The sequence below is a fragment of the Cupriavidus necator genome, assembly GCF_040578825.1.
Taxonomy (GTDB): domain Bacteria; phylum Pseudomonadota; class Gammaproteobacteria; order Burkholderiales; family Burkholderiaceae; genus Cupriavidus; species Cupriavidus necator_E.
Window position 1 is genome coordinate 1 of sequence record NZ_JBEFLI010000056.1, and the last position, 21,706, is coordinate 21,706.

Annotated in this window: 18 protein-coding genes and 1 tRNA gene; 7 read left to right on the forward strand and 12 right to left on the reverse strand. The window is 67.6% G+C overall.

Annotated elements, in window-relative coordinates; all coding sequences use genetic code 11:
* Nucleotides 1-375 precede the first annotated feature (375 nt).
* On the reverse strand, nt 376-1,662 hold the full coding sequence (locus AB1I47_RS23880) for a D-amino acid dehydrogenase (protein ID WP_354686193.1): 1,287 nt from the start codon (nt 1,660-1,662) through the stop codon (nt 376-378).
* Nucleotides 1,663-1,787: 125 nt separating this feature from the next.
* On the opposite strand from AB1I47_RS23880, the gene AB1I47_RS23885 reads away from it, so the two are divergent.
* Both AB1I47_RS23885 and paeA read left to right on the forward strand, forming a co-directional pair.
* Nucleotides 1,788-2,759, forward strand: coding sequence for a LysR family transcriptional regulator (locus AB1I47_RS23885; protein WP_354686194.1), 972 nt, complete (start codon nt 1,788-1,790; stop codon nt 2,757-2,759).
* 103 nt (nt 2,760-2,862) lie between these two features.
* Nucleotides 2,863-4,182 (forward strand): polyamine export protein PaeA, encoded by a 1,320-nt coding sequence (gene paeA, locus AB1I47_RS23890; RefSeq protein ID WP_354686195.1) that lies wholly within the window; start codon nt 2,863-2,865, stop codon nt 4,180-4,182.
* On the opposite strand, the gene AB1I47_RS23895 is transcribed toward paeA, so the two are convergent.
* From AB1I47_RS23895 to AB1I47_RS23920, 6 genes are all read right to left on the reverse strand, one after another.
* The gene (locus AB1I47_RS23895) at nt 4,064-5,200 is read right to left on the reverse strand and encodes a phosphatase PAP2 family protein (RefSeq protein ID WP_354686196.1); all 1,137 of its coding nucleotides are present in this window, start codon (nt 5,198-5,200) and stop codon (nt 4,064-4,066) included. The two genes, paeA and AB1I47_RS23895, sit on opposite strands and share 119 nt — an antisense overlap.
* Nucleotides 5,193-6,122, reverse strand: coding sequence for a DUF1653 domain-containing protein (locus AB1I47_RS23900; protein ID WP_354686197.1), 930 nt, complete (start codon nt 6,120-6,122; stop codon nt 5,193-5,195). The genes AB1I47_RS23895 and AB1I47_RS23900 overlap by 8 nt, the downstream gene beginning before the upstream one ends.
* A gap of 178 nt (nt 6,123-6,300) precedes the next feature.
* A tRNA-Ser gene (locus AB1I47_RS23905) sits at nt 6,301-6,390 on the reverse strand.
* Nucleotides 6,391-6,469: 79 nt separating this feature from the next.
* Complete coding sequence (gene serS, locus AB1I47_RS23910; protein WP_354686198.1) at nt 6,470-7,774, reverse strand: serine--tRNA ligase; 1,305 nt, start codon at nt 7,772-7,774, stop codon at nt 6,470-6,472.
* Between the two features lie 111 nt (nt 7,775-7,885).
* Nucleotides 7,886-9,250 (reverse strand): replication-associated recombination protein A, encoded by a 1,365-nt coding sequence (locus AB1I47_RS23915; protein WP_354686231.1) that lies wholly within the window; start codon nt 9,248-9,250, stop codon nt 7,886-7,888.
* Between the two features lie 68 nt (nt 9,251-9,318).
* Complete coding sequence (locus AB1I47_RS23920) at nt 9,319-10,449, reverse strand: ABC transporter ATP-binding protein (RefSeq protein WP_354686199.1); 1,131 nt, start codon at nt 10,447-10,449, stop codon at nt 9,319-9,321.
* Between the two features lie 149 nt (nt 10,450-10,598).
* On the opposite strand from AB1I47_RS23920, the gene AB1I47_RS23925 reads away from it, so the two are divergent.
* Together AB1I47_RS23925 and AB1I47_RS23930 are read left to right on the forward strand one after the other, a co-directional pair.
* Complete coding sequence (locus tag AB1I47_RS23925; RefSeq protein WP_354686200.1) at nt 10,599-12,242, forward strand: ABC transporter permease; 1,644 nt, start codon at nt 10,599-10,601, stop codon at nt 12,240-12,242.
* A gap of 137 nt (nt 12,243-12,379) precedes the next feature.
* Entirely contained in the window at nt 12,380-13,054 is a 675-nt protein-coding gene (locus tag AB1I47_RS23930) for a hypothetical protein (RefSeq protein ID WP_354686201.1), read from the forward strand.
* Nucleotides 13,055-13,084: 30 nt separating this feature from the next.
* Here AB1I47_RS23930 and AB1I47_RS23935 read toward each other — a convergent pair whose 3' ends face one another.
* Both AB1I47_RS23935 and AB1I47_RS23940 read right to left on the reverse strand, forming a co-directional pair.
* Entirely contained in the window at nt 13,085-14,122 is a 1,038-nt protein-coding gene (locus tag AB1I47_RS23935) for a Fe(3+) ABC transporter substrate-binding protein (RefSeq protein WP_354686202.1), read from the reverse strand.
* A gap of 183 nt (nt 14,123-14,305) precedes the next feature.
* On the reverse strand, nt 14,306-14,659 hold the full coding sequence (locus AB1I47_RS23940; protein WP_354686203.1) for a hypothetical protein: 354 nt from the start codon (nt 14,657-14,659) through the stop codon (nt 14,306-14,308).
* 245 nt (nt 14,660-14,904) lie between these two features.
* Between AB1I47_RS23940 and AB1I47_RS23945 the strand changes: the two genes are divergently transcribed.
* The gene (locus tag AB1I47_RS23945; RefSeq protein WP_354686204.1) at nt 14,905-16,005 is read left to right on the forward strand and encodes an NAD(P)-dependent alcohol dehydrogenase; all 1,101 of its coding nucleotides are present in this window, start codon (nt 14,905-14,907) and stop codon (nt 16,003-16,005) included.
* 120 nt (nt 16,006-16,125) lie between these two features.
* Here AB1I47_RS23945 and AB1I47_RS23950 read toward each other — a convergent pair whose 3' ends face one another.
* Entirely contained in the window at nt 16,126-16,563 is a 438-nt protein-coding gene (locus tag AB1I47_RS23950) for a hypothetical protein (RefSeq protein ID WP_354686205.1), read from the reverse strand.
* Between the two features lie 8 nt (nt 16,564-16,571).
* Nucleotides 16,572-17,207: an outer membrane lipoprotein chaperone LolA gene (gene lolA, locus AB1I47_RS23955; protein ID WP_354686206.1), complete on the reverse strand. Its 636-nt coding sequence runs from the start codon at nt 17,205-17,207 to the stop codon at nt 16,572-16,574.
* Between the two features lie 358 nt (nt 17,208-17,565).
* Between lolA and AB1I47_RS23960 the strand changes: the two genes are divergently transcribed.
* Nucleotides 17,566-18,087, forward strand: coding sequence for a hypothetical protein (locus AB1I47_RS23960; RefSeq protein WP_354686207.1), 522 nt, complete (start codon nt 17,566-17,568; stop codon nt 18,085-18,087).
* A gap of 76 nt (nt 18,088-18,163) precedes the next feature.
* Here AB1I47_RS23960 and AB1I47_RS23965 read toward each other — a convergent pair whose 3' ends face one another.
* Nucleotides 18,164-20,491, reverse strand: a complete 2,328-nt coding sequence (locus tag AB1I47_RS23965; protein ID WP_354686208.1) for a DNA translocase FtsK — start codon at nt 20,489-20,491, stop codon at nt 18,164-18,166.
* Between the two features lie 233 nt (nt 20,492-20,724).
* On the opposite strand from AB1I47_RS23965, the gene trxB reads away from it, so the two are divergent.
* Nucleotides 20,725-21,690: a thioredoxin-disulfide reductase gene (gene trxB, locus AB1I47_RS23970; protein ID WP_354686209.1), complete on the forward strand. Its 966-nt coding sequence runs from the start codon at nt 20,725-20,727 to the stop codon at nt 21,688-21,690.
* Nucleotides 21,691-21,706 lie beyond the last annotated feature (16 nt).

Genomic DNA, 21,706 nt, shown 5'->3' on the forward strand with positions numbered 1-21,706 from the left:
CCGCCCCCCCCCCGCCCCCCCCCCCCCCCCCCCCCCCCCCCCCCCCCCCCCCCCCCCCCCCCCCCCGCCCCCCCCCCCCCCCCCCCCCGGGGGGGCGGGCCCCCCCCCCCCCCCCCCCCCCCCCCCGCCGCCGGCCCCCCCCCCCCCCCCCCCCCGCGGGGGGGGGGGGGGGCGGGCCCCCCCCCCCCCGCCCCCCCCCCCCCGGGGGGGGGGCCCCCCCCGCGGCCGGGGGGCGGATCGGCGGGTGGGCAGTGATTTCATGTCGCGCTCCTTGTAGTGGGGCTTGGTCATTGAGGCTCGTTTCGTGGACTGCTACGGGTATTGCGAACTCACGGGTACTGCTTAAACCATTGCATTTAAAGCATGCCGGCCGCGCTAGGCCTGCTCGGCGTCGAAATCCCTGGCGTCGATGGCCGGGCGCCGCCCTGCGAGCCGGTCGGCAAGCAATCCTGCGCTGCCCATCGCCAGCGTAAAGCCCAGCGCACCGTGGCCAAGGTTCAGCCACAGCCCGGACACGCGCGACGGCCCGATCAACGGCACGCCGTCCGGCGTGGCCGGGCGCAGGCCGGCCCACGGCTGCAGTTGCGACAGCGGCAGGTCCGGCACGATGCCGTCGAACAGCGCACGCGTCTGCGCCACCAGTGTGCCGACCCGCTCCGGATCGATGCGGGTGCCGCCGCGCACCAGGTCGGCCATGCCCGCCACGCGCAGTGTGTTGCCGATGCGGGCATAGACGATCTTGTTGGCGAAATCGGTCACGCTGACATGCGGCGCGCGCGCGCCGCTGGCGATCGGGACGGTGATGCTGTAGCCCTTCAGCGGCCACAGCATCGGCCGCACGCCCAGCGGCCGCAGCAGCGGTACGCTGCCGATGCCGCCCGCCACCACCACCACGTCGGCCGGCACCACGCCGGTGGCGGTGCGCACGCCGGTGACGCGGCCGCCCTGCTGCACCAGCCCCTGCACGACGGTGCCGAAGCGCATCGATACGCCCGGCCGCCGCACATCGTCTTGCAGCAACCGTGCCAGTGATACGCAGAAGCGATGGCAGTCGCCGACCTCCTCGCTCGGCGTATGGATCGCGCCGGCTATCTCATTGCGGATGCCGGCCAGCGCCGGCTCCAGCGCTACGCAGGCGTCGCGGTCCAGCGCCTGCTGCTCGCAGCCGAGGCTGGCCTGATAATCGAGCAGCCGGCACGCCGAGGCAAACGCTTCGGCATCGCGGTGCACCACCAGCTTGCCGCGCCGCGCAAAATCAAAGCCGGCGCCGCCGTTGTCATGATGATGCTGTTCGACAAAGGCCTGCATCAGGTCGCGCGAATAGAACCCCAGCCGCAGCAGCTTGCGCGTGGTGGCCTCGCTGGTGGCGGCGTTGCAGGCACCCATGAAGGCCATCAGCCAGCGCCACTGCGCCGGGTCGGCCGCGGGCCGGAAGCGCATCGGCGAATCGCGCCGCAGCAGCCAGCCCGGCACCTTGGACATCACCCCCGGCCCGGCCAGCGGCGCCACATAGCTGTAGCTGAGCTGCCCGCCGTTGGCAAAGCTGGTCTCCTCCCCCGGCCCGTTGTGACGCTCCAGCACCGTCACGTGGTGGCCGTCCTCAGCCAGGCGCCACGCCGTCGTCATGCCGACCACCCCGGCGCCCACGATCACTACCCGCATTGCCATCCCTGTGCATTGAATCCGATGGGCCAGAGCGTAGAACAGCGGCGCCGGCTTGCCTAATGCGAATACGTGCCAGAATATGTCATCAGGCTATGGATCGCCTTTTTCGACACCGCTAACCCATGCGCTTGCGCCAGATCGAAGTCTTCCGTGCCGTGATGCTGACCGGCACCGTCAGCGAGGCCGCGCGCCTGCTGCACGTGTCCCAGCCGGTGGTCACGCGCGTGCTGCAGCATGCCGAGGCCTCGCTCGGCTTCCGGCTGTTCGAACGCGTGCGCGGCCGGCTGCAGGCCACGCCGGAAGCCACTGCGCTGTATGGCGATGTCGAAAGGCTATATGGCGAGATCGAGCGCGTGCGCCGCGTCTCCGAAAGCCTGCGCCACAAGGGCGCCGGGCGGCTGCGCGTAGCGGCCACGCCCAGCCTGGCCAACCCGCTGCTGGTGCCGGCGGTGCGGCGCTTCTGCGCGCGCCACCCCGATACCCAGGTGCAGGTGCTGACCCACCATACCGACGAGATCGTCGGTGCGCTGCTGGCCAATCAGATCGACCTGGGCTTCGCCTTTTCCCCGCCGCGCCATGAGGCGATTTCCAGCGAGCCCGTCGCCAGCGGCCGCATGCTGCTGGCGGTGCCGCGCGGCCAGCCGCTTCCGGCTGCCGGCCGGCGCCGCCTGGTGCCGATGCAGCGGCTGATGGAGCGCCCGTTTATCGGCTATGACGACAACAGCTCGCTCGGCCTGCTGGTGCGCCAGACCCTGGCCCGGCATGCGCTGGAACCGCGCTCGACGCTGGAGGTGCAGACCTACTCGCTGGCGCTGGCCCTGGTCGATGCGGGGCTCGGCATGACGCTGCTGGACCAGTACACCGCGCTCAGCGCCAGCCCGGAACGCGTGGCGCTGCACGATGTGGCGCCGGTGCTGCCGTTCGAGATCCAGCTCTTGCGCGCCAGCCACCGCGCCGGTTCCACGCTGGCCGACGATCTGCGCGAGCAGTTCGCACTGGCCGCGCAGGAGCTCGCCGCGACGCTGCCGCAGCGGCTGGAAGTGCCTGTGGCCAGCTTCGACGCCACCAGGAGCCGCACATCGCAGCCCGCCTGACAGCCAATCCGACAGCCGCCCTGACCGCCAATTTGACAGCCCGGCGCGCGGTGCACCATCATCAAACCGCCTGCACACGCTGGCTGCAAGCGCCAATCCGCCTATGTTCGTCCTGACCCTGATCGCTCTCGTACTTGTCAGCGCCTTCTTCTCGATCTCCGAGATCGCGCTGACCGCCGCACGCCGCACCAAGCTGCAAGTGCTGTCCGAACGCGGCGACGGCCGCGCCGCGCGCGTGCTGCTGCTCAAGGAAGAGCCAGGGAATTTCTTCACCATCGTGCAGATCGGCGTCAACAGCGTGGCCATCCTGGCCGGTATCCTGGGCGAGAAGCACGTGTCGGACCTGCTGGTGGAAACGCTGTCGCCGTATATGCAGGTGGCCTACGCGCAGCGCACCGCCAATATCGGCTCGTTCCTGATCGTCACGCTGCTGTTTATCCAGTTTGCCGACCTGATTCCCAAGCGCATCGCCATGACGTTCCCTGAGCGATGCGCGCTGGCGGTGATCGACCCGATGCTGACGCTGCTGCGCGTGCTCAAGCCGCTGGTGTGGATCTTCAACGCCGCCGCCGATGCCACGCTGAGGCTGCTGCGCCTGCCGACCAAGCCGGTTGACCAGATCACCACCGAGGATATCGCCGCGATGGTCGATGCCGGCGCCGAAGCCGGGGTGCTGCACAAGCATGAGCTGCACCTGATCGAGAACGTGTTCGAACTCGATTTCAAGGGCATCACCGCGATCATGACGCCGCGCGACGACGTGGTCTACCTGAGCCTGGACGAGCCCGCCGACAGTGTGCGCCGCAAGCTGGTCAACCAGCCGCACGCGCAATATCCGGTGTGCGGGCACGACCTGGACGACGTGCAGGGCTATATCGATTCCAAGGACATCCTGCAGCGGTTGCTGGCCGACGAGAGCGCCACCGTGATCAACAATATCGGCCAGCACCACGACAAGAACGTGCTGGTGATCCCCGACACGCTGACCCTGTCCGAGGCGCTGACGCGCTTTCGCGAGATGCACCAGAACTTTGCGGTGGTGATGAACGAGTACGGGCTGGTGGTGGGCATCGTCACGCTGGACGATATCGTCGGCGCGCTGATGGGAGACATCCTCTATTCCAGCGAGGACGAGCAGATCGTGCGGCGCGACGACAGCTCATGGCTGGTCGACGGCCTGACGCCGCTGGTGGACCTGAAGAAGGCGCTGGAACTCGATAACCTGCCGGGCGAAGACTATGTCGATACCGCGGGCGGGCTGGTGATCTATGCGCTTAAGCGCATCCCCAAGAAATCCGAGTCGATCACCGTGGCGGGCTATCGCTTCGAAGTGCTGGACATCGACCATCACAAGATCGACCAGTTGCTGGTGTCGCGCCTGCCGGAGACGACGGAAGCCGCAGCGCCAGCGCCGCTGGCGTAGCAGGCTGCGCCTGGCGGTAACGTTCGAGCGTATCCGGCATCCGGAACCACGCGACATAGCTGCCCGAGATCGCCACCGCGGCCGCGGCCACCATCCCGAGCCGCCACGGCGCCACCACCTTCGCCGACGCCGGCGCATGCAGCGTGCGGTATGCCGTGCCAAGCAGCGCGATCCACGCCAGCCCCAGCGCATAGCCGGCGGCCACATCCGACAGCCAGTGCATACCCAGGTACAAGCGCGACACGCCGATCGCCGCCACCGCCACCACGGTCAGCGCCAGCACCGGGATGCGCACCCGCCACGGCTGGCGCAGGCACATCAGGAACGCCAGGAAGCCAAAGGTGACCATGCTGCTGGTGGCGTGGCCGCTGGGGAAGGAATACGACTCCAGCCCGGTGTAGATGCTGGCCGGCCGCACGCGCGCCATGCCCAGCTTCAGCGCCATCACGCAGGCACGCGCCCCCAGCAGCGCGGCCCCCCAGTACAGCGCCGCGGTCCAGGCGCGCCGCCACCATAGCCAGGCAAAGACCGCCACGCCGACGGCCACCGAGATGCGCGCACCGCCGAGCTCGGTCACGGCGACCATCGCGATATCGAGCCAGTCGGTGCGCCATGCGCGCAGCTGCGCGAACACCATCTGGTCGATATGCACCACTTCCTCGCCTTCGGCCACGGCACCGGCGAGCCAGAACAACGCGCCACCGCACGCGAGCAGCACGGTGCCGGCCAGCACCACCAGCAACAGCTCGGCGATCTCGCGCTCCAGCACGCGCAGCGTCAGCGTGGTCAGCCGGCCGCGCCGCTGCCGCGCGGCCACGCGCGCCGACAGGGCGCCGGCGCCCCACACGCGCCACCGGTCGAGCCAGCGCACCACGGGGCGCAGCATCGCCATCAGCAGCGGCACCAGGCTCAGCAGCAACACCGTGACCAGCGCAAACAGCGCCAGCAGCCCCAGCGCCGTTCCCGGCGTCAGCCATGCCTCGGCAAAGGCGCTGGCGCGCGCCGGCACGTCAACCATGCGCACCCCCTGCCGCGCTGACGATGCGGGCGATATTGGCGCGTGCCGGCGCTTCGCAATCGGCGAAGAGAGGCGTCAGGAACAGTGGCTGGCGCTGCGCCAGCTTGCCGAGGAAGGCGGCGCGGCGGCGCAGGAATTCGGCGCGCAGTGCGTCGCCTTGCAGGCCGGTGCGCGCTGCGAGCAACGCGCGGTTCTCTTCGAAAACATCGCGGCTATGGACATCGAACACGTCGGGCGCGGCGGCGAGCCTGAGCAGGTCCAGGTCGAGTACGGTGTCGGCGCCGGCGACGCTGGCGGTATGCGTGCGCGTGTCGAGCACGATCTGCGCGGCACGTGCGCGCACGGCGCGGTCAACGTCGGGCGCCACGGTCTCGATCAACGCGGCCGACGCCGCCTCGTTGTGCTCGCACCCTGCCACGTAAACCGCGTCATGGCACAGCACCGCCAGCGCTTGCGCCGGATCCAGCGCGATGCCGCGGGCATGGGCCGCATCGAACATCTCGAGGATATGGCGGCGATCGTGGTAGTGCCGGTACGGCGTGTCATGCAGCGCCAGCACATCCAGCACGGTCTGGCGCGGCAGGAAATCGAGGCAGGCCAGCGCGGCGGGCCAGTCGGGCGCGAAGCGCGGCATCTCGCCTTGCGGCGTGGCGACCGGTTCGGTGAACACATCGGCGCGGCGCACCCACAGCAATGACGGATCGCGCAGCGCGCGGTAGACCACCACCGGCGCCAGGTCGGCCTCGAAGCGGCCGACGCCCACCACCGCATACGCGCCGCCCTTGTAGTGGCGGTACGGCATGCCGGCGATCAGGTCGGGATCGGCCGGCAGCTCGGCGGGATCGCCGTGGAAGACCTGGGTGGGAGGGTGGCTGGCGGGCGGCTGTGTCATGGTGCGGCATCCTGCGTTTCGGATCGCCATGATAGTGCACCGGCATCTTGCGTCGCGCCAGCGGCTGGCACTGAGCGCGGCGCAGTGCCAGCCAGCACCAGCAACCGGCCGCGGAAAAAACAAAACCGACGGCTGCTTTCACAGTACGTCGGTCCGAGTGTAACTACAGGTTGTTGCTTGCCCGGCGAACCGGACAGCTTCTTATAAATGGCGGAGAGGGTGGGATTCGAACCCACGGTACCGTCGCCGGTACGCCTGATTTCGAGTCAGGTACATTCGACCACTCTGCCACCTCTCCGGTAACTTGTTGCCTTGTGGCGAAACCGAGATTATAGCCATGTCCTGCCGGCCGATGCAAGAGGCCGGCCACGGATTTTTTATGCCTCGGGCTCCAGGCGCGTGATGCCGCCCATATACGGCTGCAGCGCGGCCGGCACCGTGACCGAGCCGTCGGCGTTCTGGTAGTTCTCCAGGATCGCCACCAGCGTGCGGCCCACCGCCAGGCCCGAGCCGTTGAGCGTGTGCAGCAGCTCCGGCTTGCCCTGCCCCGCGCGCATGCGCGCCTGCATGCGGCGCGCCTGGAAGTCGCCCATGTTCGAGCACGAGCTGATCTCGCGGTAGGTGTTCTGCGCGGGGATCCACACTTCCAGGTCATAGGTCTTGGTGCTGCCGAAGCCCATGTCGCCGGTGCACAGCACGATGGTGCGGAACGGCAGCTCCAGCTTCTTCAGGATCGCCTCGGCGTGCCCGGTCAGTTGTTCCAGCGCCTCGAACGACTGCGCGGCCGGCACCACCTGCACCAGCTCCACCTTGTCGAACTGGTGCTGGCGGATCATGCCGCGCGTGTCCTTGCCGTACGAGCCCGCTTCCGAGCGGAAGCACGGCGTATGCGCGACAAAGCGCAGCGGCAGCTTCTCGCCGGCAACGATGGCGTCGCGCACGATATTGGTCAGCGGCACCTCGGCGGTCGGGATCAGGTAGAAATTCTCGATGCGCTCGCCCTCTTCGCTGCCGACCTTGCGCGGCACCTTGAACAGGTCTTCCTCGAACTTGGGCAGCTGGCCGGTGCCGCGCATCGACGCGGCATTGACCATGTACGGCACGTACATCTCGGTGTAGCCGTGCTCCTGCGTATGGGTGTCGAGCATCAGCTGGACCAGCGCGCGGTTCATGCGCGCCAGGCCGCCGCGCAGCATCGAGAAGCGCGAACCGGTGACCTTGACCGCGGTGTCGAAGTCCAGGCCCAGCTTCTCGCCCACGTCGACGTGGTCGCGCACGGCGAAGTCGAACTGGCGCGGCTCGCCCACGCGGCGCACCTCGACGTTCTGGGTCTCGTCATCGCCCACCGGCACGCTTTCGTGCGGCAGGTTGGGGATCGACAGCATCAGTTCCGAGAGGTGTGCCTGGATCTCGTCGAGCCGCGCTGCCGAGGCCTTGAGCGTGTCGCCGATGCCGCCGACTTCCGCCATCACGGCCGAGGCGTCCTCGCCCTTGCCCTTGAGCATGCCGATCTGCTTGGACAGGCTGTTGCGGCGCGCCTGCAGTTCCTCGGTCTGGGTCTGCAGTTGCTTGCGTTCGGCCTCGAGTGCCTGGAACGCCGCCACGTCGAGTTGATAGCCGCGCGTGGCAAGGCGTTGCGCCACGGCGTCGATGTCTTTGCGGAACAGCTGGATGTCGAGCATGTTGCTTTGGTGAAGTGCAGGGCCAGCGACATGCCGGCGGACCCGCCATTTTACTGCACCCGCATGGCCCGGCACGAGCGAACTGCGCGCGGATGGCGTCGCTGCTCGCGCCTACTCTCTGGATTTGCCGCCCTTGCCCCCATCCTTCGCCTTGGCGGCGCGCTGCTCGCGATGCCAGGCATCGTCCAGCTCGCGCAGGTGGCGCAGCTTCTCGGCGATCTTGCCTTCCAGCCCGCGCGGCACCGGCTGGTACCAGCCCTGCGCCTTCAGGTCGTCGGGGAAGTAGTGCTCGCCGGCGGCGTAGGCCTCGGGCTCGTCATGCGCATAGCGGTAGGCATGGCCGTAGCCGAGCTCCTTCATCAGCCTGGTCGGCGCGTTGCGCAGGTGCACCGGCACCGCGCGCGACTTGTCCTTGCCGACGAAGGCGCGGGCCGCGTTGTAGGCGTTGTAGCCGGCGTTGGACTTGGGCGCCACCGCCAGGTAGATCAGCGCCTGCGCCAGCGCCAGTTCGCCTTCGGGCGAGCCCAGGCGCTCGTAGGTCTCGGCCGCGTCGAGCGTGATGCGGGCCGCACGGGGATCGGCCAGGCCGATGTCTTCCCATGCCATGCGCACGATGCGGCGCGCCAGGTAGCGCGCATCGGCGCCGCCATCGATCATGCGGCAGAACCAGTACAGCGCGGCATCGGGGTCGGAGCCGCGCACCGACTTGTGCAGCGCGCTGATCTGGTCGTAGAAGGCATCGCCGCCCTTGTCGAAGCGGCGCAGGTTTTCCGACAGCGCGCTGCCCAGCAACGCGGTATCGATCTGGCCGGCACCGGCGGTGCGGGCGGCGCGCGCGACGATCTCGATATTGTTCAGCAGCTTGCGGCCGTCGCCGTCGGCGGAGGCGACGATCAGTTGCAGCGCCTCGTCCTGCCAGCTCACGCCGCCCAGTTCCTCGCTCGCACGCATGGCGAGCTGGGTCAGCTCGGCATCGTCCAGGCTCTTCAGCACATAGACCGCCGCGCGCGACAGCAAGGCGCCATTGACCTCGAACGAAGGGTTCTCGGTGGTGGCGCCGATAAAGGTGAAGAGGCCGCTTTCCACATGCGGCAGGAAGGCGTCCTGCTGGCTCTTGTTGAAGCGGTGGACCTCGTCGACGAACACCAGCGTGGGCCGGCCATGCGCGCGGAACTGCTCGGCGCGCTCGACCGCCTCGCGGATGTCCTTGACGCCCGACAGCACCGCCGACAGCGCGATGAACTCGGCGTCGAAGGCATCGGCCATCAGCCGCGCCAGCGTGGTCTTGCCCACGCCCGGCGGGCCCCACAGGATCATCGAATGCGGTTCGCCCGACTCGAATGCCACGCGCAGCGGCTTGCCCGGCCCAAGCAGATGCTGCTGCCCGATCACCTCGTCGATGGTGCGCGGGCGCAGGCGCTCTGCCAGCGGTTGCCGGGAACGGTCGGGGGTATCGTCGAACAGCGTGTCCGCCACGGTCATCAAGCCTTGATTACACAGAACGCCACAGTGTAGACCATCGGCGCCCGGGGCTCCCGTGCCTGCTACGCGGCAAACGCCACCACGTCCTCGATCTCGACGCGGATGCCGATCAGCTCGCCCACCGCATGGTTGTGGTGCGACGGCACCAGCGCCAGCACCCGGCCGCCGCTGGCGAGCCGCAGCGTGTACAGGATCTCCGCGCCGCGGAAGGCCTTGTGAACCACCTCTGCGCGCATCGGGCTGGCGTCGTCGTGGACGATATCGTCGGGGCGCACCAGCACGTCGACCGCGGCGCCGGCGGGCAGCGCCAGCGGTGCGGCCGGGCGCAGCAGGCCCAGTTCGAGGTCGATCTCGGAGCCGCCGCGCAGGTGCCCCGGCATCAGCACGCCCTGCCCGATAAAGCCCGCGACAAAGCGCGACGCCGGGCGGTGGTACAGGTCGTGCGCGCTGCCCCACTGCTCGATCACGCCGTCATGCATCACGCCGATCTCGTCGGCCATGGCGAAGGCCTCGTGCTGGTCGTGCGTGACCAGGATGGCAGTGGTGCCCTGCGCCTTCAGGATCGCGCGCACCTCCAGGCTCAGGCGCTCGCGCAGGTCGACGTCGAGGTTGGAGAACGGCTCGTCGAGCAGCAGCAGTTCCGGCCGCGGCGCCAGCGCGCGCGCCAGCGCCACGCGCTGCTGCTGGCCGCCGGAGAGCTCATGCGGATAGTTGCTGCCCGCGCCGGCCAGGCCGACCAGCTCCAGCACCTCGTCCACGCGCGCCGCGCGTTCGGCGCGGCGCGCCTTCGCCAGTCCGAACCCCACATTGGCCGCCACGTCCAGGTGCGGGAACAGCGCATAGTCCTGGAACACCATGCCGATGCGGCGCTGCTCCGGCGCCAGCATCGAGCCGGACGACGACACGGTCTGCCCGTCCAGCACAATGCGGCCGTCCTGCAGCGGCTCGAAGCCGGCGATGGCGCGCAGCACTGTGGTCTTGCCGCAGCCGCTGGGGCCGAGCAGGCAGGCGATATTGCCGCGCGGCACCGCGAACGACAGGCCCTTGACCACCGCATGGCGGCCGAAGGCGTGGCGGATACGGTCCACCTCGATGACGGCCGCAGTAGCCGCAGTATCGGCGTCGCTGGCGCGGGTGGCGGGCCGGGTGCGCGCCTGGGCCGAGGGTAATCGGGAATAGGAATCGGTTCGCATGTGCGCATTATAGGGAGGCGGCGGGCGCTCACGGGGACCGTTCATCGGCCCGGGCCCTCTCCGCGTTGCTAGAATGCGGCAGCCGGCAGTGCCATGCCACGTTGGCGCCACGCACGCCGCTCCCCGGCATTCCGCTCCCTTATCAACCGATGCTCCTTTCCAGCCGCCGCCGCTTCCATCCCCTGACCCTGGCCACGATCGCAATCGCGCTGCTGATCGCCGTGCCGGTGCTGGTGATCGCCTCGGCCGTGCTGCTGCCCGCCGGCGACACCTGGCGCCACCTGATCGACACGGTGCTGGCGGAATACGTCAGCAACACCATCCTGCTGCTGTGCGGCGTGGCCGTGGGCGTGCTGCTGCTGGGCGTGACCACGGCGTGGCTGGTGTCGACTTACCGTTTCCCGGGACACGCGGTGATGGAATGGGCGCTGGTGCTGCCGATGGCGATGCCGGCCTACGTGATCGCCTACGCCTACACCGACGCCCTGCAGTTCGCCGGTCCGGTGCAGGGCTGGCTGCGCGAGCTGACCGGCTGGAAGGCGCGCGAATACTGGTTCCCCGAGATCCGCTCGCTGGGCGGCGCGATCGCGCTGTTCTCGCTGGTGCTGTACCCGTACGTCTATCTGACCGCGCGCGCGGCCTTCCTGCAGCAAACCCAGAACACGCTCGAAGCGGCGCGCCTGCTCGGCCATGGCGCCTGGAGCCGGCTGTGGCGCGTGGTGCTGCCGCTGGCGCGCCCCGGCATCGTCGCCGGCACCGCGCTGGCGATGATGGAGACGCTGGCCGACTTCGGCACGGTTGCCTATTTCGCCATCCCCACCTTCTCCACCGGCATCTACCGCGCCTGGTTCTCGCTCGGCGACAAGAACGCCGCGGCGCAGCTGTCGGCCTGCATGCTGCTGTTCGTTGCCGCCATCCTCGTGATGGAGCGCGCCAGCCGCGGCCGGGCGCAGGTCTACGGCAACCAGCGCCGCGCCGCGGCCTGGACGCTTGACGGCGCGGCGGGCTGGCTGGCGCTGGCGGTGTGCGCGGTGCCGGTGCTGCTGGGCTTCATGATCCCGGCGCTGATGCTGTTCCGGATGGCCTTTACCGAGGGCGATGCCCAGTTCGGCCCGCGTTTTGTCGGGCTGGTGCGCAACAGCTTCCTGCTGGCCACCACCACCGCGCTGGCCGCGGTGGTGGTGGCGCTGGCGGTAGGCTACGCGGCGCGCGCCGTCAACGGCCGGCGCGGCTGGCTGATGCGCGGGCTGACGCGGCTGTGCGGCATGGGCTATGCGCTGCCGGGTTCGGTGATCGCGGTGGGCGTGCTGGTGCCGGTGGCGCGGCTGGACAATACGCTGTCGGCCTGGCTGCAGCAGACCTTCGGGCTGTCGGTGGGGCTGCTGCTGACCGGCGGCATCGCGGCGCTGGTCTATGCGCTGCTGGTGCGCTTTCTCGGCGTGGCGCTGCAGACCGTCAACGCCGGGCTGGGCAAGATCACGCCCAGCATGGACGCCGCCGCGCGCAGCCTGGGCCACGGCCCAGGCGCCACGCTGCGTCGCGTGCATTTCCCGATGCTGCGCGGCAGCCTGCTGACCGCCGCGCTGATCGTCTTTGTCGACGTGATGAAGGAACTGCCCGCCACCTTCGTGATGCGGCCGTTCAACTTCGACACGCTGGCGGTGCAGGCCTACAACCTCGCCGCCGACGAGCGCCTGACCGAGGCCGCCACCGCCTCGCTGGTGATCGTGGCGGTCGGCCTGTTGCCGGTGATCCTGCTGTCGCGCACCATCCGGCGCGAGGCGCAACGCTGATCGCCCGCTATCGCGGGCCCCTGCCCGCCTCGCCCTAAAGTTCGGCCGCCCCCCGCCGATAGCGTTTCATGGCCCGGCGCTCGCCCGGGGACAAGACCGCGGCACGCCTGCCGCGCCAGAACGCACGACGGGGGCCTATGCTGCGATACCACATCCTGCTGTTCAAGATGAACCGGCTGGTCAGCCGCAACAAGCTGAGCGGCGTGGAAGAAATCTCGCTGGCCGGGCAGCTGGCCGAGATGATCGACTCCGCCGATGCCGCCGCGCGCGTCGCTGCCGACCTGTCGGATCACGCCAACCCGCAGGTGCGCCGCATCGCGCTGAATGCGATCCGGCGCGCGCGCCAGTTCTCGTCCCCAACGCTTCAACCCGCGCTGGTACGCCGCATGGCCGATGCCGAAGCAGCGGTACGCCATGAAGCGGTATGGATCGTGCAGGAAACCCGGATGGATGGCGCCGAACTGCGTGCCGCGCTGCGCCGCCTCGCCGGCAAGGTGCAACTGCCGTGGGACGCCGAGCGCGCCCGCGCCAACCCCGGCGACACCGCGCTGGCCGCGCAGGTGCGCGCGCGCATGGCGCTGGACAAGCTGCTGGAAAAGAGTGCGGCCGAGCGCAACCAGGCGCTGGCGGCAATGGCATTGGGCGTGGCTTCGGGCCAGCCCTATGCGGAAGGCACGGTCGGCCACAAGAGCCTGATGCACCGGGCGCTGGTGCGGCGCCAGGCGGGGCGGCGGCTCAACAGCAGCGTGAAACTGACGTTCCGCAAGGTCAAGCCGGCCGAGGTGACGGGGAACAAGCGGTTCCTGCTGTAGCAGGAACCGCATGACTGCAGGCCACGCGGCTTACTTGTAGCCGGCGCGGTCCACCAGCTTCTGCGCCTGCGGCTGGAACTTGCCCAGCTCGGCCACGTTGATGCTGTCGGCCTTGAACGAGCCCAGCGCTTCCAGCGCGGGGTTGCTGACCTTCACGCCCTGCACCACCGGCCATTCGTTGTTGCCGTCGGCAAAGTAGCGCTGCGCTTCGTCGCTGGCCAGGTACTCCAGGAACTTGACCGCCGCTTCCTTGTTCGGTGCGTGCTTGAGCATGCCGCCGCCGGACACGTTCATATGCACGCCCTGGCTCGACTGGTTCGGCCACAGCACGCCCAGCTTGTCGGCCACGGCCTTGTCTTCCGGCTTGGTCGACTTCAGCAGCCGCGCGATGTAGTAGGTGTTGGCGATGGCCACGTCGCATTCGCCGGCGGCCACGGCCTTCAGCTGGTCCGTATCGCCGCCCTTGGGCACGCGCGCCAGGTTTGCGGCGACGCCGCGCGCCCACTGCTCGGTGCGCGCTTCGCCGTCATGGGCGATCAGGCTCGACACCAGCGACAGGTTGTAGACATGGCCGCTGGAACGCGTGCAGACCTTGCCCTTCCACTTCGGGTCGGCCAGGTCTTCATAGCTGGCGATATCGCCGGCCTTGACCGCCGCCTTGTTGTAGGCGATCACGCGGCCGCGCGCCGAGAAGCCGAACCACTCGCCATTGGGATCGCGGTAGTTGGCGGGGATACGCGACTCCAGCACCTTCGACTTGACCGGCGCGAACACGCCCGCCTGCTGGGCGCGCCACAGGCGGCCGATATCGACCGTGATGAACACGTCCGCCGGGCTGTTGGCGCCTTCATTACGGATGCGCTCCAGCAGCGGGTCTTCCTGGCCTTCGATGCGGTTGATCTTGATGCCGGTCTGCTTGGTGAAGTTGGCGTACAGCGCCTCGTCCGTCTGGTAATGCCGCGCGGTATAGAGGTTGAGCACCTTTTCCTGCGCCGCCGCGGCAAGCGGCAGCGTCAGCAGGGCCAGCGCCGCGGCGCGCGGCAACAGGGTTCGGATAGTGTTCTTCACGCGGATGGCTCCCCAGCATGGATTGGGCAGCCTCCGCCACGCAGGGCCGCCCGGTTTATGGATTTTCGGACTGCGGCAAACAATATTGATTCTTGTTCAGTCGGTCAAATTACATTTCTGTCATGTTAGGCGCTGATTGCGCCACGTCAAGGAAGGGTTCCGAACGCGGCTTTGCCAGACGCCTCAGCCGCGGCGCACCCAAACCACCTTGCCAGCCTTGATCCCGAGCGTGCGGCGCTGCGGGTTGTAGTCCATCGTGCCGGGAAACTGTTCGCCGTCGCGCTCGCCCAGGCGCCAGGCGCAACCCTGCAGCAGGCCGATGGCTTCGGCCTCGCTCTTTCCGACCAGCGCTTCGTCGGCCATTTTGTCGGCGGCACAGCCCGCCGGCGTGCCGCGCGAACCCTGCGGGCCGGGCATCGGTGCCGGCGCCGCCGGCTCTGCCGGCTGGGCCGCGCAACCCGCGAGCAAGGCGCCGCCCACGGCGAGCCACAGCAGTTGATGCGTCCGGCTACGGATCATGGTTCGTGTCGCGATCATGGCGTTCTCCTGTCAGGGTTGGCGAGTATGAGGATTCTGGGACACATGGCGCGCCGTGGCGTTCAGTTTCTTTTCATGCAGATCTGAAACTTCTGCCGGATTGCCACCGGGGCGGCGCTTTCGCTGTCTGGCCCCGGCTTGACCTGGATAAACCGGCCTGTCGCCCATGCGTGCTATCAAGGAATCATGCAGGCCCGGCTACGGCCCGAGCCATTCCCATCACCCGCACACACTGGGAGAAACGCATGACCGCAATGATGAAAGCCGCCATCTTTGTCGAGCCCGGCCGGATCGAACTGGCAGACAAGCCCATCCCCGACGTCGGCCCCAACGATGCGCTGGTGCGCATCACCACCACCACGATCTGTGGCACCGATGTGCATATCCTCAAGGGTGAATACCCGGTCGCCAAAGGGCTGACGGTCGGCCACGAACCGGTCGGCGTGATCGAGAAGCTGGGCAGCGCGGTGGCCGGCTACCGCGAAGGCCAGCGTGTCATTGCCGGGGCGATCTGCCCCAGCTTCAATTCCTACGCCGCGCAGGACGGCGTCGCCTCGCAGGACGGCAGCTACCTCGCGCAGCAGGGGCTGTGCGGTTGCCACGGCTACAAGGCCACCGCGGGCTGGCGCTTCGGCAATATGATCGACGGCACGCAGGCGGAATACGTGCTGGTGCCTGATGCCCAGGCCAACCTCGCGCCGATCCCCGACGGGCTGACCGACGGGCAGGTGCTGATGTGCCCGGACATCATGTCTACCGGCTTCAAGGGCGCCGAGAACGCCAATATCCGCATCGGCGACACCGTGGCCGTGTTTGCGCAGGGACCGATCGGGCTGTGCGCGACCGCCGGCGCGCGGCTGTGCGGCGCCACCACCATCATCGCCATCGACGGCAACGACCACCGTCTGGAGATCGCGCGCAAGATGGGAGCGGACGTGGTGCTGAATTTCCGTAACTGCGACGTGGTGGACGAGATCATGAAGCTGACCGGCGGGCGCGGTGTCGATGCCTCGATCGAAGCGCTGGGATTGCAATCGACCTTTGAGTCGTCACTGCGCGTGCTCAAGCCGGGCGGCACGCTGTCGAGTCTGGGGGTTTATTCGAGCGACCTGACCATTCCGCTGTCGGCCTTTGCCGCCGGGCTGGGCGACCACAAGATCAATACCGCGCTGTGCCCGGGCGGCAAGGAACGGATGCGCCGGCTGATCAATGTGATCGAGTCAGGACGGGTCGACCTGGGTGCGCTGGTGACGCACCAGTACAAGCTGGATGACATCGTCGCGGCTTACGACTTGTTTGCGAACCAGCGTGACGGTGTGTTGAAGATTGCGATCAACCCGCATTGAAGGGAAGCGGCGCTGGCGCTGACCGCTTGTGTGCTCCCTCTCCCGCTTGCGAGAGGGTTGGGGTGAGGGCCCGGCGTATCCACGAAGTCAGGCCCGTCGTCTGCAGTGCCTGCCCTTGACTTACCCCTTCGCCCGATCCGCCAACGTCTTCATCGCATCCGCCGGCAACGGCCCATGGCAGGTGCGCTCGCCACCGGATTCAGAAACCACCAGCCACACCTGCTCTGGCGTGCCCTTCGGATGCAGCAGCCATGCCGGGCCACGTGCATTGCTGCTGGGCGGCAGCCCTTCCAGCACGCCGGTGTTGGCCGATTGCAGCATCACCGCGCATTCGTTGGCGGACACGCGCGTGGCCTGGAGGAAGGCCGGATTGCCCAGCACTTCGGGCAAGGCGCTGTCCGGTGCGCGCAGGAAGGAATCGACATCGAACTTGCTGGCCCCCCCGCCGCTGCTGGCGCATGCCCCCAGCGCGAGGGCACCGGCGCCGGCCAGCAACGCTGCGCCAATGCTGCGATACGTACTTCCGGAGTTTGCTGAACCTTCCTGCGAATCATTCATGGCGGCCCTCATTGCTTCATCACGTCGGCGCCCTTGGGTGCCGTGAACCGGAATGCATCGGCTGCCAGGGGCGGGTTTTTCTGCATGCCCGAGAAGGTCAGCAGCGTGGTGTTGCCGAACGCGTCGCGCAGCTCCATCGCCTGGAGGTTGCCGCCCTTGAAGCCGATGCCGATCCGCTCGAACTGTGTGTCCTTGGCCTTGGGCGTCAGTTCCAGCCATTCCACGCCGTCGCGCGTCGGGCCGTTCTTGACGACGAAATTCTTCTCCAGGTCATTGCTGCCGAACAGGATCGCGGCGGGGCTGGAGCCAAGCGCGCCGTCGAGCTTGCGCTCGGTGACCTGGTTCAGGTCCTTGTCGTAGATATACAGGGTCTGGCCGTCGGCCTGCAGCAGTTGCTCATAGGGCTTGGTATAGCGCCAGGTGAACTTGCCCGGACGCGAGAACACGAAGGTGCCGCTCGAAGTGCCGGTCACCTTGACGTTGTCGCCCTGACCCTTGACCTGGCGCTGCGTGAATTCGCCGCGCGCGCTCTTCACGCCGGTGACGAAGCTCTGCAACTGGTCGGTGGCTGCGGCATGGGCCGGCGCCTGCATGGCGAACATCGCCAGCGCGGCGCAGGCCGAGACGAGGATGCGATTGCGCATGGTTCGGGTCCTGGTTGTTATAGGGTGGTTGTCGCGTGTACAGGACTCAACGCCGTAGGCCGCTGCACGGGCAACTCGTCTGGTTAGAGCAGGCGGCAGCCGGAGGATTCCACACGGTCCGTGCTTCCGGGTAACCGGATATTACGGCAGATACTGCGGGAACTGCGCCTGGTTGTCGGAGAATTTGCTGAATCGAATTCAAATGCCTCGTGCTGCTGCGTCCGGTATCCCGACGACACACTTCCTGATCGAGCGTGGAGCACAATGCAACGCACGTAGCGCAAGCTCCACGTTGCGTCGCGCACGTTGCACCGCTTGAGCTTCTGTCAAGCGACGCACTCGAACAGATGGATGGAATATGACCACGACCGCATCCAACGCGTATCAGGATAAGGCCGCCGCGGACCACTGGCCGCTGCACCAGCGCGTCAGGCGCTTAGACCGGGAAGAGATCGACAAGATCGCGAGGCGCCGGGTCAGGATTGAACTGGAAGCACATGCGAAAAAAATGGCCGATACGAAGACTCTCACACCCGCAATGGTCGGCACAGGGATCCTGGCCGGCATAGCGTTCGCTTTTTCCGTGATGACGTTGCTGAATGACTCCACCCAAGACAAGGTCGACAAGGCGACCGGGCCAGTCTCCGCCCGGCTTATCGAGATTGACAAGCGGGTCACGGACCGCTTCGATGTTGCGGACAAGCGCATGGAGCGCCTGGAGGGCCGCGTCGACAAGGTGGAAGAACGCCTGTCACGTATCGAGTCGCGCCTGGACCGGTTCGATACCCGCTTCGATGCCGTCGATGCACGCTTCGATGCCGTCGATAGACAATTCGAATCCATCGACACAAAGCTCAATCTACTGCTCAAGCGGCGCTAGGACGCTTCGCAGGCACGGCAGTCTTCCGTCCGCTACAGGAGGGGGAGGCACCTGTGCCGCCCCTCCGTCCGTAGCATCAATCATCGCCGCTGCCGCCGCCACCCTGCGCCAGGATGTCGCGATTACCATTGCCCGACATCGCCGACACCAGCCCAGCCTTTTCCATATCCTCCAGCAGCCGCGCGGCCCGGTTATAACCGATACGCAGATGCCGCTGCACCAGCGAAATCGAAGCACGCCGGTTCTTCAGCACCACTTCGACGGCCTGGTCATACAGCGGGTCAGCCTCTCCGCCACCACCACCGATGCCGGCGCCGCCGCCAAAGCCATCGCCGCCGCCGGCGTCATCGGTCAGGCCGCCTTCGAGGATGCCTTCGATATAGTTGGCCGCACCCGTTTCCTTGAGCTTCTCCACCACGCGGTGGACTTCCTCATCCGACACAAAGGCGCCATGCACGCGCACCGGCAGGCCGGTGCCCGGCGCCAGGTAGAGCATGTCGCCCATGCCCAGCAGCGTCTCCGCGCCTTGTTGGTCGAGGATGGTGCGCGAGTCGATCTTGCTGCTGACCTGGAACGCGATCCGGGTCGGCACGTTGGCCTTGATCAGTCCGGTGATCACGTCCACCGACGGCCGCTGCGTCGCCAGCACCAGGTGCAGGCCCGCGGCACGCGCCTTCTGCGCGATGCGGGCGATCAGCTCTTCCACTTTCTTGCCGACCACCATCATCAGGTCGGCCAGTTCGTCGATGACGATGACGATGGTCGGCAGCTTTTCCAGCGGCTCCGGCGCGTCCGGCGTCAGGCTGAACGGATTCGGGAGCTTCTCTTCACGGGCCGCGGCCTCGTCGATCTTCTTGTTGTAGCCGGCCAGGTTGCGCACGCCCAGCTTGCTCATCAGCTTGTAGCGCCGCTCCATCTCGCCGACCGCCCAGTTCAGCGCATTGCCGGCCTGCCGCATATCCGTCACCACCGGGCACAACAGGTGCGGGATGCCTTCGTAGACGCTCATTTCGAGCATCTTGGGGTCGATCAGGATCAGCCGCACGCTCTCGGCCTTGGCCTTGTACAGCAGCGACAGGATCATCGCGTTGATGCCCACCGACTTGCCCGAGCCGGTGGTACCGGCCACCATGCAGTGCGGCATCTTGGCCAGGTCGGCCACCATCGGCTTGCCGGCGATATCCTTGCCCAGCGCCATCGTCAGGCTCGACGCGCTTTCGTTGTAGACCTGCGAGCCGAGGATTTCCGACAGGCGCACGGTCTGGCGCTTGGGGTTGGGGAGCTCGAGCCCCATGTAGTTCTTGCCCGGGATGGTCTCGACCACGCGGATCGATACCAGCGACAGCGAACGCGCGAGATCGCGCGCCAGGTTGACCACCTGGCTGCCCTTGACGCCGGTGGCCGGCTCGATCTCGTAGCGGGTGATGACCGGGCCCGGGTAGGCGGCCACGACCTTGACCTCGACGCCGAAGTCCTTGAGCTTTTTCTCGATCAGGCGCGAGGTGAATTCCAGCGTCTCGGCGCTGACGGTTTCCTGGTGCGGCGGGATCGGGTCCAGCAGCGACAGTGGCGGCAGGTCCGAGTCCTGGATATCGGCAAACAGCGGCTGCTGCTTCTCGCGCTCCACGCGCTCGTGCTTGGGCACCGCCTGCGGGCGCACGATCTGTACCGGCGCCGCTTCCTCGATGCGCACGCGCTGCACCTCGACGGTTTCCTTGCGCTCGACCTTGGCCGCCTCGCCGATGATGCGGTCCTGCTTGCTTTCGCGGCGCGCCTTGAAGCCGAGGAACAGCGTCTCGACAAAGCCGCCGATCTGCTCGGCCACGGTCAGCCACGAAAAATGGAAGAACAGCGACAGGCCGATCGCCAGCAGCAACAGCAGCAGCAGGGTCGCACCGGTAAAGCCCAGCGCCACCTGCAGCCAGCCGCCAAGCAGGTCACCCAGCACCCCGCCCGGCGCGCGCGGCAGCGCGGCGCGCAGCGGGTACATGCGGATTGCCTCCAGGCCCATGCTGGAGAACAGCGTCAGCCCAAAGCCGATCCAGCTTACCGCCACGCCCTGGCGGTGGTCCTCATGCTCCGGCAGTTCGGCGGTCAGCGTGCGCCAGCCGCGCCAGCAGCGGCGCACCAGCAGCACCGCCAGCCAGTAGGCGGAGAAGCCGAAGATAAAGAACAGCACATCGGCGACCCAGGCGCCGACGCGGCCGCCCAGGTTGTGGATATCGGCGACCTGGTTGGCATGCGACCAGCCGGGATCGGTCTTGCTGTAGCTGGCCAGCACGCACAGGAAGCCCAGCGTGACGGCCAGCAGCAGGAACCAGCGGACCTCGCCCAGCAGTTTGCCGATGCGGGATGGCAAGGCTGAGGGATCGGTTCGGGTGGTCGTCGTGGTAGCTCGGGCCATGCCTGGATAAGACTCGCGTGTTAGTGATTCCGGATGCCGTTTGGGCCGCGTCCGGCCAAAGTCAGTACTGACTGACCAGGTGACTAACGGTCATCGTGGCGGCCATTTTAACGTGGCCCGGGACTATCGCACCCATTGGAATTTGCAACAGTGAGCAAATGCGGCTCCTCTTATAATGTCGCTTTCGAGTAATGCCGGTGGGCCTGATGCCGCACCGGCCACAGGAACGCATCATGGCAAAACACGCAAAAGTGCTGATTCTCGGTTCCGGTCCCGCCGGCTACACCGCCGCGGTCTACGCGGCCCGCGCCAACCTGGAGCCGGTGCTGATCACCGGCCTGGCACAGGGCGGCCAGCTGATGACCACCACCGACGTCGAGAACTGGCCGGGCGATGCCAAGGGCGTCCAGGGTCCGGACCTGATGCAGCGCCTGCTGGCGCATGCCGAAGAGTTCAAGACCGAAATCATCTTCGATCACATCCACACTGCCAAACTGGTGGATGAGAACGGCCAGCCGGCCCGCCCCTTCCGCCTGATCGGCGACGCCGGCGAATACACCTGCGACGCACTGATCATCGCCACCGGCGCCTCGGCCCAGTACCTGGGCCTGCCGTCGGAAGAGTCCTTCATGGGCCGCGGCGTGTCCGCCTGCGCCACCTGCGACGGCTTCTTCTACAAGAACCAGGAAGTGGCAGTGGTCGGCGGCGGCAACACCGCCGTGGAAGAGGCGCTGTACCTGTCGCATATCGCCAGCAAGGTCACCGTCATCCACCGCCGCAACAGCTTCCGCGCCGAGCCGATCCTGGTCGACCGACTGCTGCAGCGCGAGAAGGAAGGCCGCGTCGTGATCCGCTACGACAACGTGCTGGACGAGGTGCTGGGCGACGATTCCGGCGTGACCGGCATCCGCATCCGCAATGCCAAGACCGACCAGACCGAGGAGCTGAAGCTCGCGGGCGTGTTCATCGCCATCGGCCACAAGCCCAATACCGACCTGTTCGAAGGCCAGCTCGCCATGCAAAACGGCTACCTGGTGACCAAGTCGGGCCTGCAGGGCGATGCGACCGCCACCAGCATCCCGGGCGTTTTCGCTGCCGGCGACGTGCAGGACCATGTCTACCGCCAGGCCATCACCAGCGCCGGCACGGGCTGCATGGCCGCACTGGATGCGCAGCGCTTTGTCGAAGCGCTGAAGTAAGCTATCCCTGCAACGC

Bases quoted from the DNA above. Each gene is read 5' to 3' on its own strand.
- AB1I47_RS23880 (WP_354686193.1), bottom strand. From the start codon at position 1,662: ATGCGGGTAGTGATCGTGGGCGCCGGGGTGGTCGGCATGACGACGGCG.
- AB1I47_RS23885 (WP_354686194.1), top strand. From the start codon at position 1,788: ATGCGCTTGCGCCAGATCGAAGTCTTCCGTGCCGTGATGCTGACCGGC.
- paeA (WP_354686195.1), top strand. From the start codon at position 2,863: ATGTTCGTCCTGACCCTGATCGCTCTCGTACTTGTCAGCGCCTTCTTC.
- AB1I47_RS23895 (WP_354686196.1), bottom strand. From the start codon at position 5,200: ATGGTTGACGTGCCGGCGCGCGCCAGCGCCTTTGCCGAGGCATGGCTG.
- AB1I47_RS23900 (WP_354686197.1), bottom strand. From the start codon at position 6,122: ATGGCGATCCGAAACGCAGGATGCCGCACCATGACACAGCCGCCCGCC.
- serS (WP_354686198.1), bottom strand. From the start codon at position 7,774: ATGCTCGACATCCAGCTGTTCCGCAAAGACATCGACGCCGTGGCGCAA.
- AB1I47_RS23920 (WP_354686199.1), bottom strand. From the start codon at position 10,449: ATGCGAACCGATTCCTATTCCCGATTACCCTCGGCCCAGGCGCGCACC.
- AB1I47_RS23925 (WP_354686200.1), top strand. From the start codon at position 10,599: ATGCTCCTTTCCAGCCGCCGCCGCTTCCATCCCCTGACCCTGGCCACG.
- AB1I47_RS23930 (WP_354686201.1), top strand. From the start codon at position 12,380: ATGCTGCGATACCACATCCTGCTGTTCAAGATGAACCGGCTGGTCAGC.
- AB1I47_RS23940 (WP_354686203.1), bottom strand. From the start codon at position 14,659: ATGATCGCGACACGAACCATGATCCGTAGCCGGACGCATCAACTGCTG.
- AB1I47_RS23945 (WP_354686204.1), top strand. From the start codon at position 14,905: ATGACCGCAATGATGAAAGCCGCCATCTTTGTCGAGCCCGGCCGGATC.
- AB1I47_RS23950 (WP_354686205.1), bottom strand. From the start codon at position 16,563: ATGAATGATTCGCAGGAAGGTTCAGCAAACTCCGGAAGTACGTATCGC.
- lolA (WP_354686206.1), bottom strand. From the start codon at position 17,207: ATGCGCAATCGCATCCTCGTCTCGGCCTGCGCCGCGCTGGCGATGTTC.
- AB1I47_RS23960 (WP_354686207.1), top strand. From the start codon at position 17,566: ATGACCACGACCGCATCCAACGCGTATCAGGATAAGGCCGCCGCGGAC.
- AB1I47_RS23965 (WP_354686208.1), bottom strand. From the start codon at position 20,491: ATGGCCCGAGCTACCACGACGACCACCCGAACCGATCCCTCAGCCTTG.
- trxB (WP_354686209.1), top strand. From the start codon at position 20,725: ATGGCAAAACACGCAAAAGTGCTGATTCTCGGTTCCGGTCCCGCCGGC.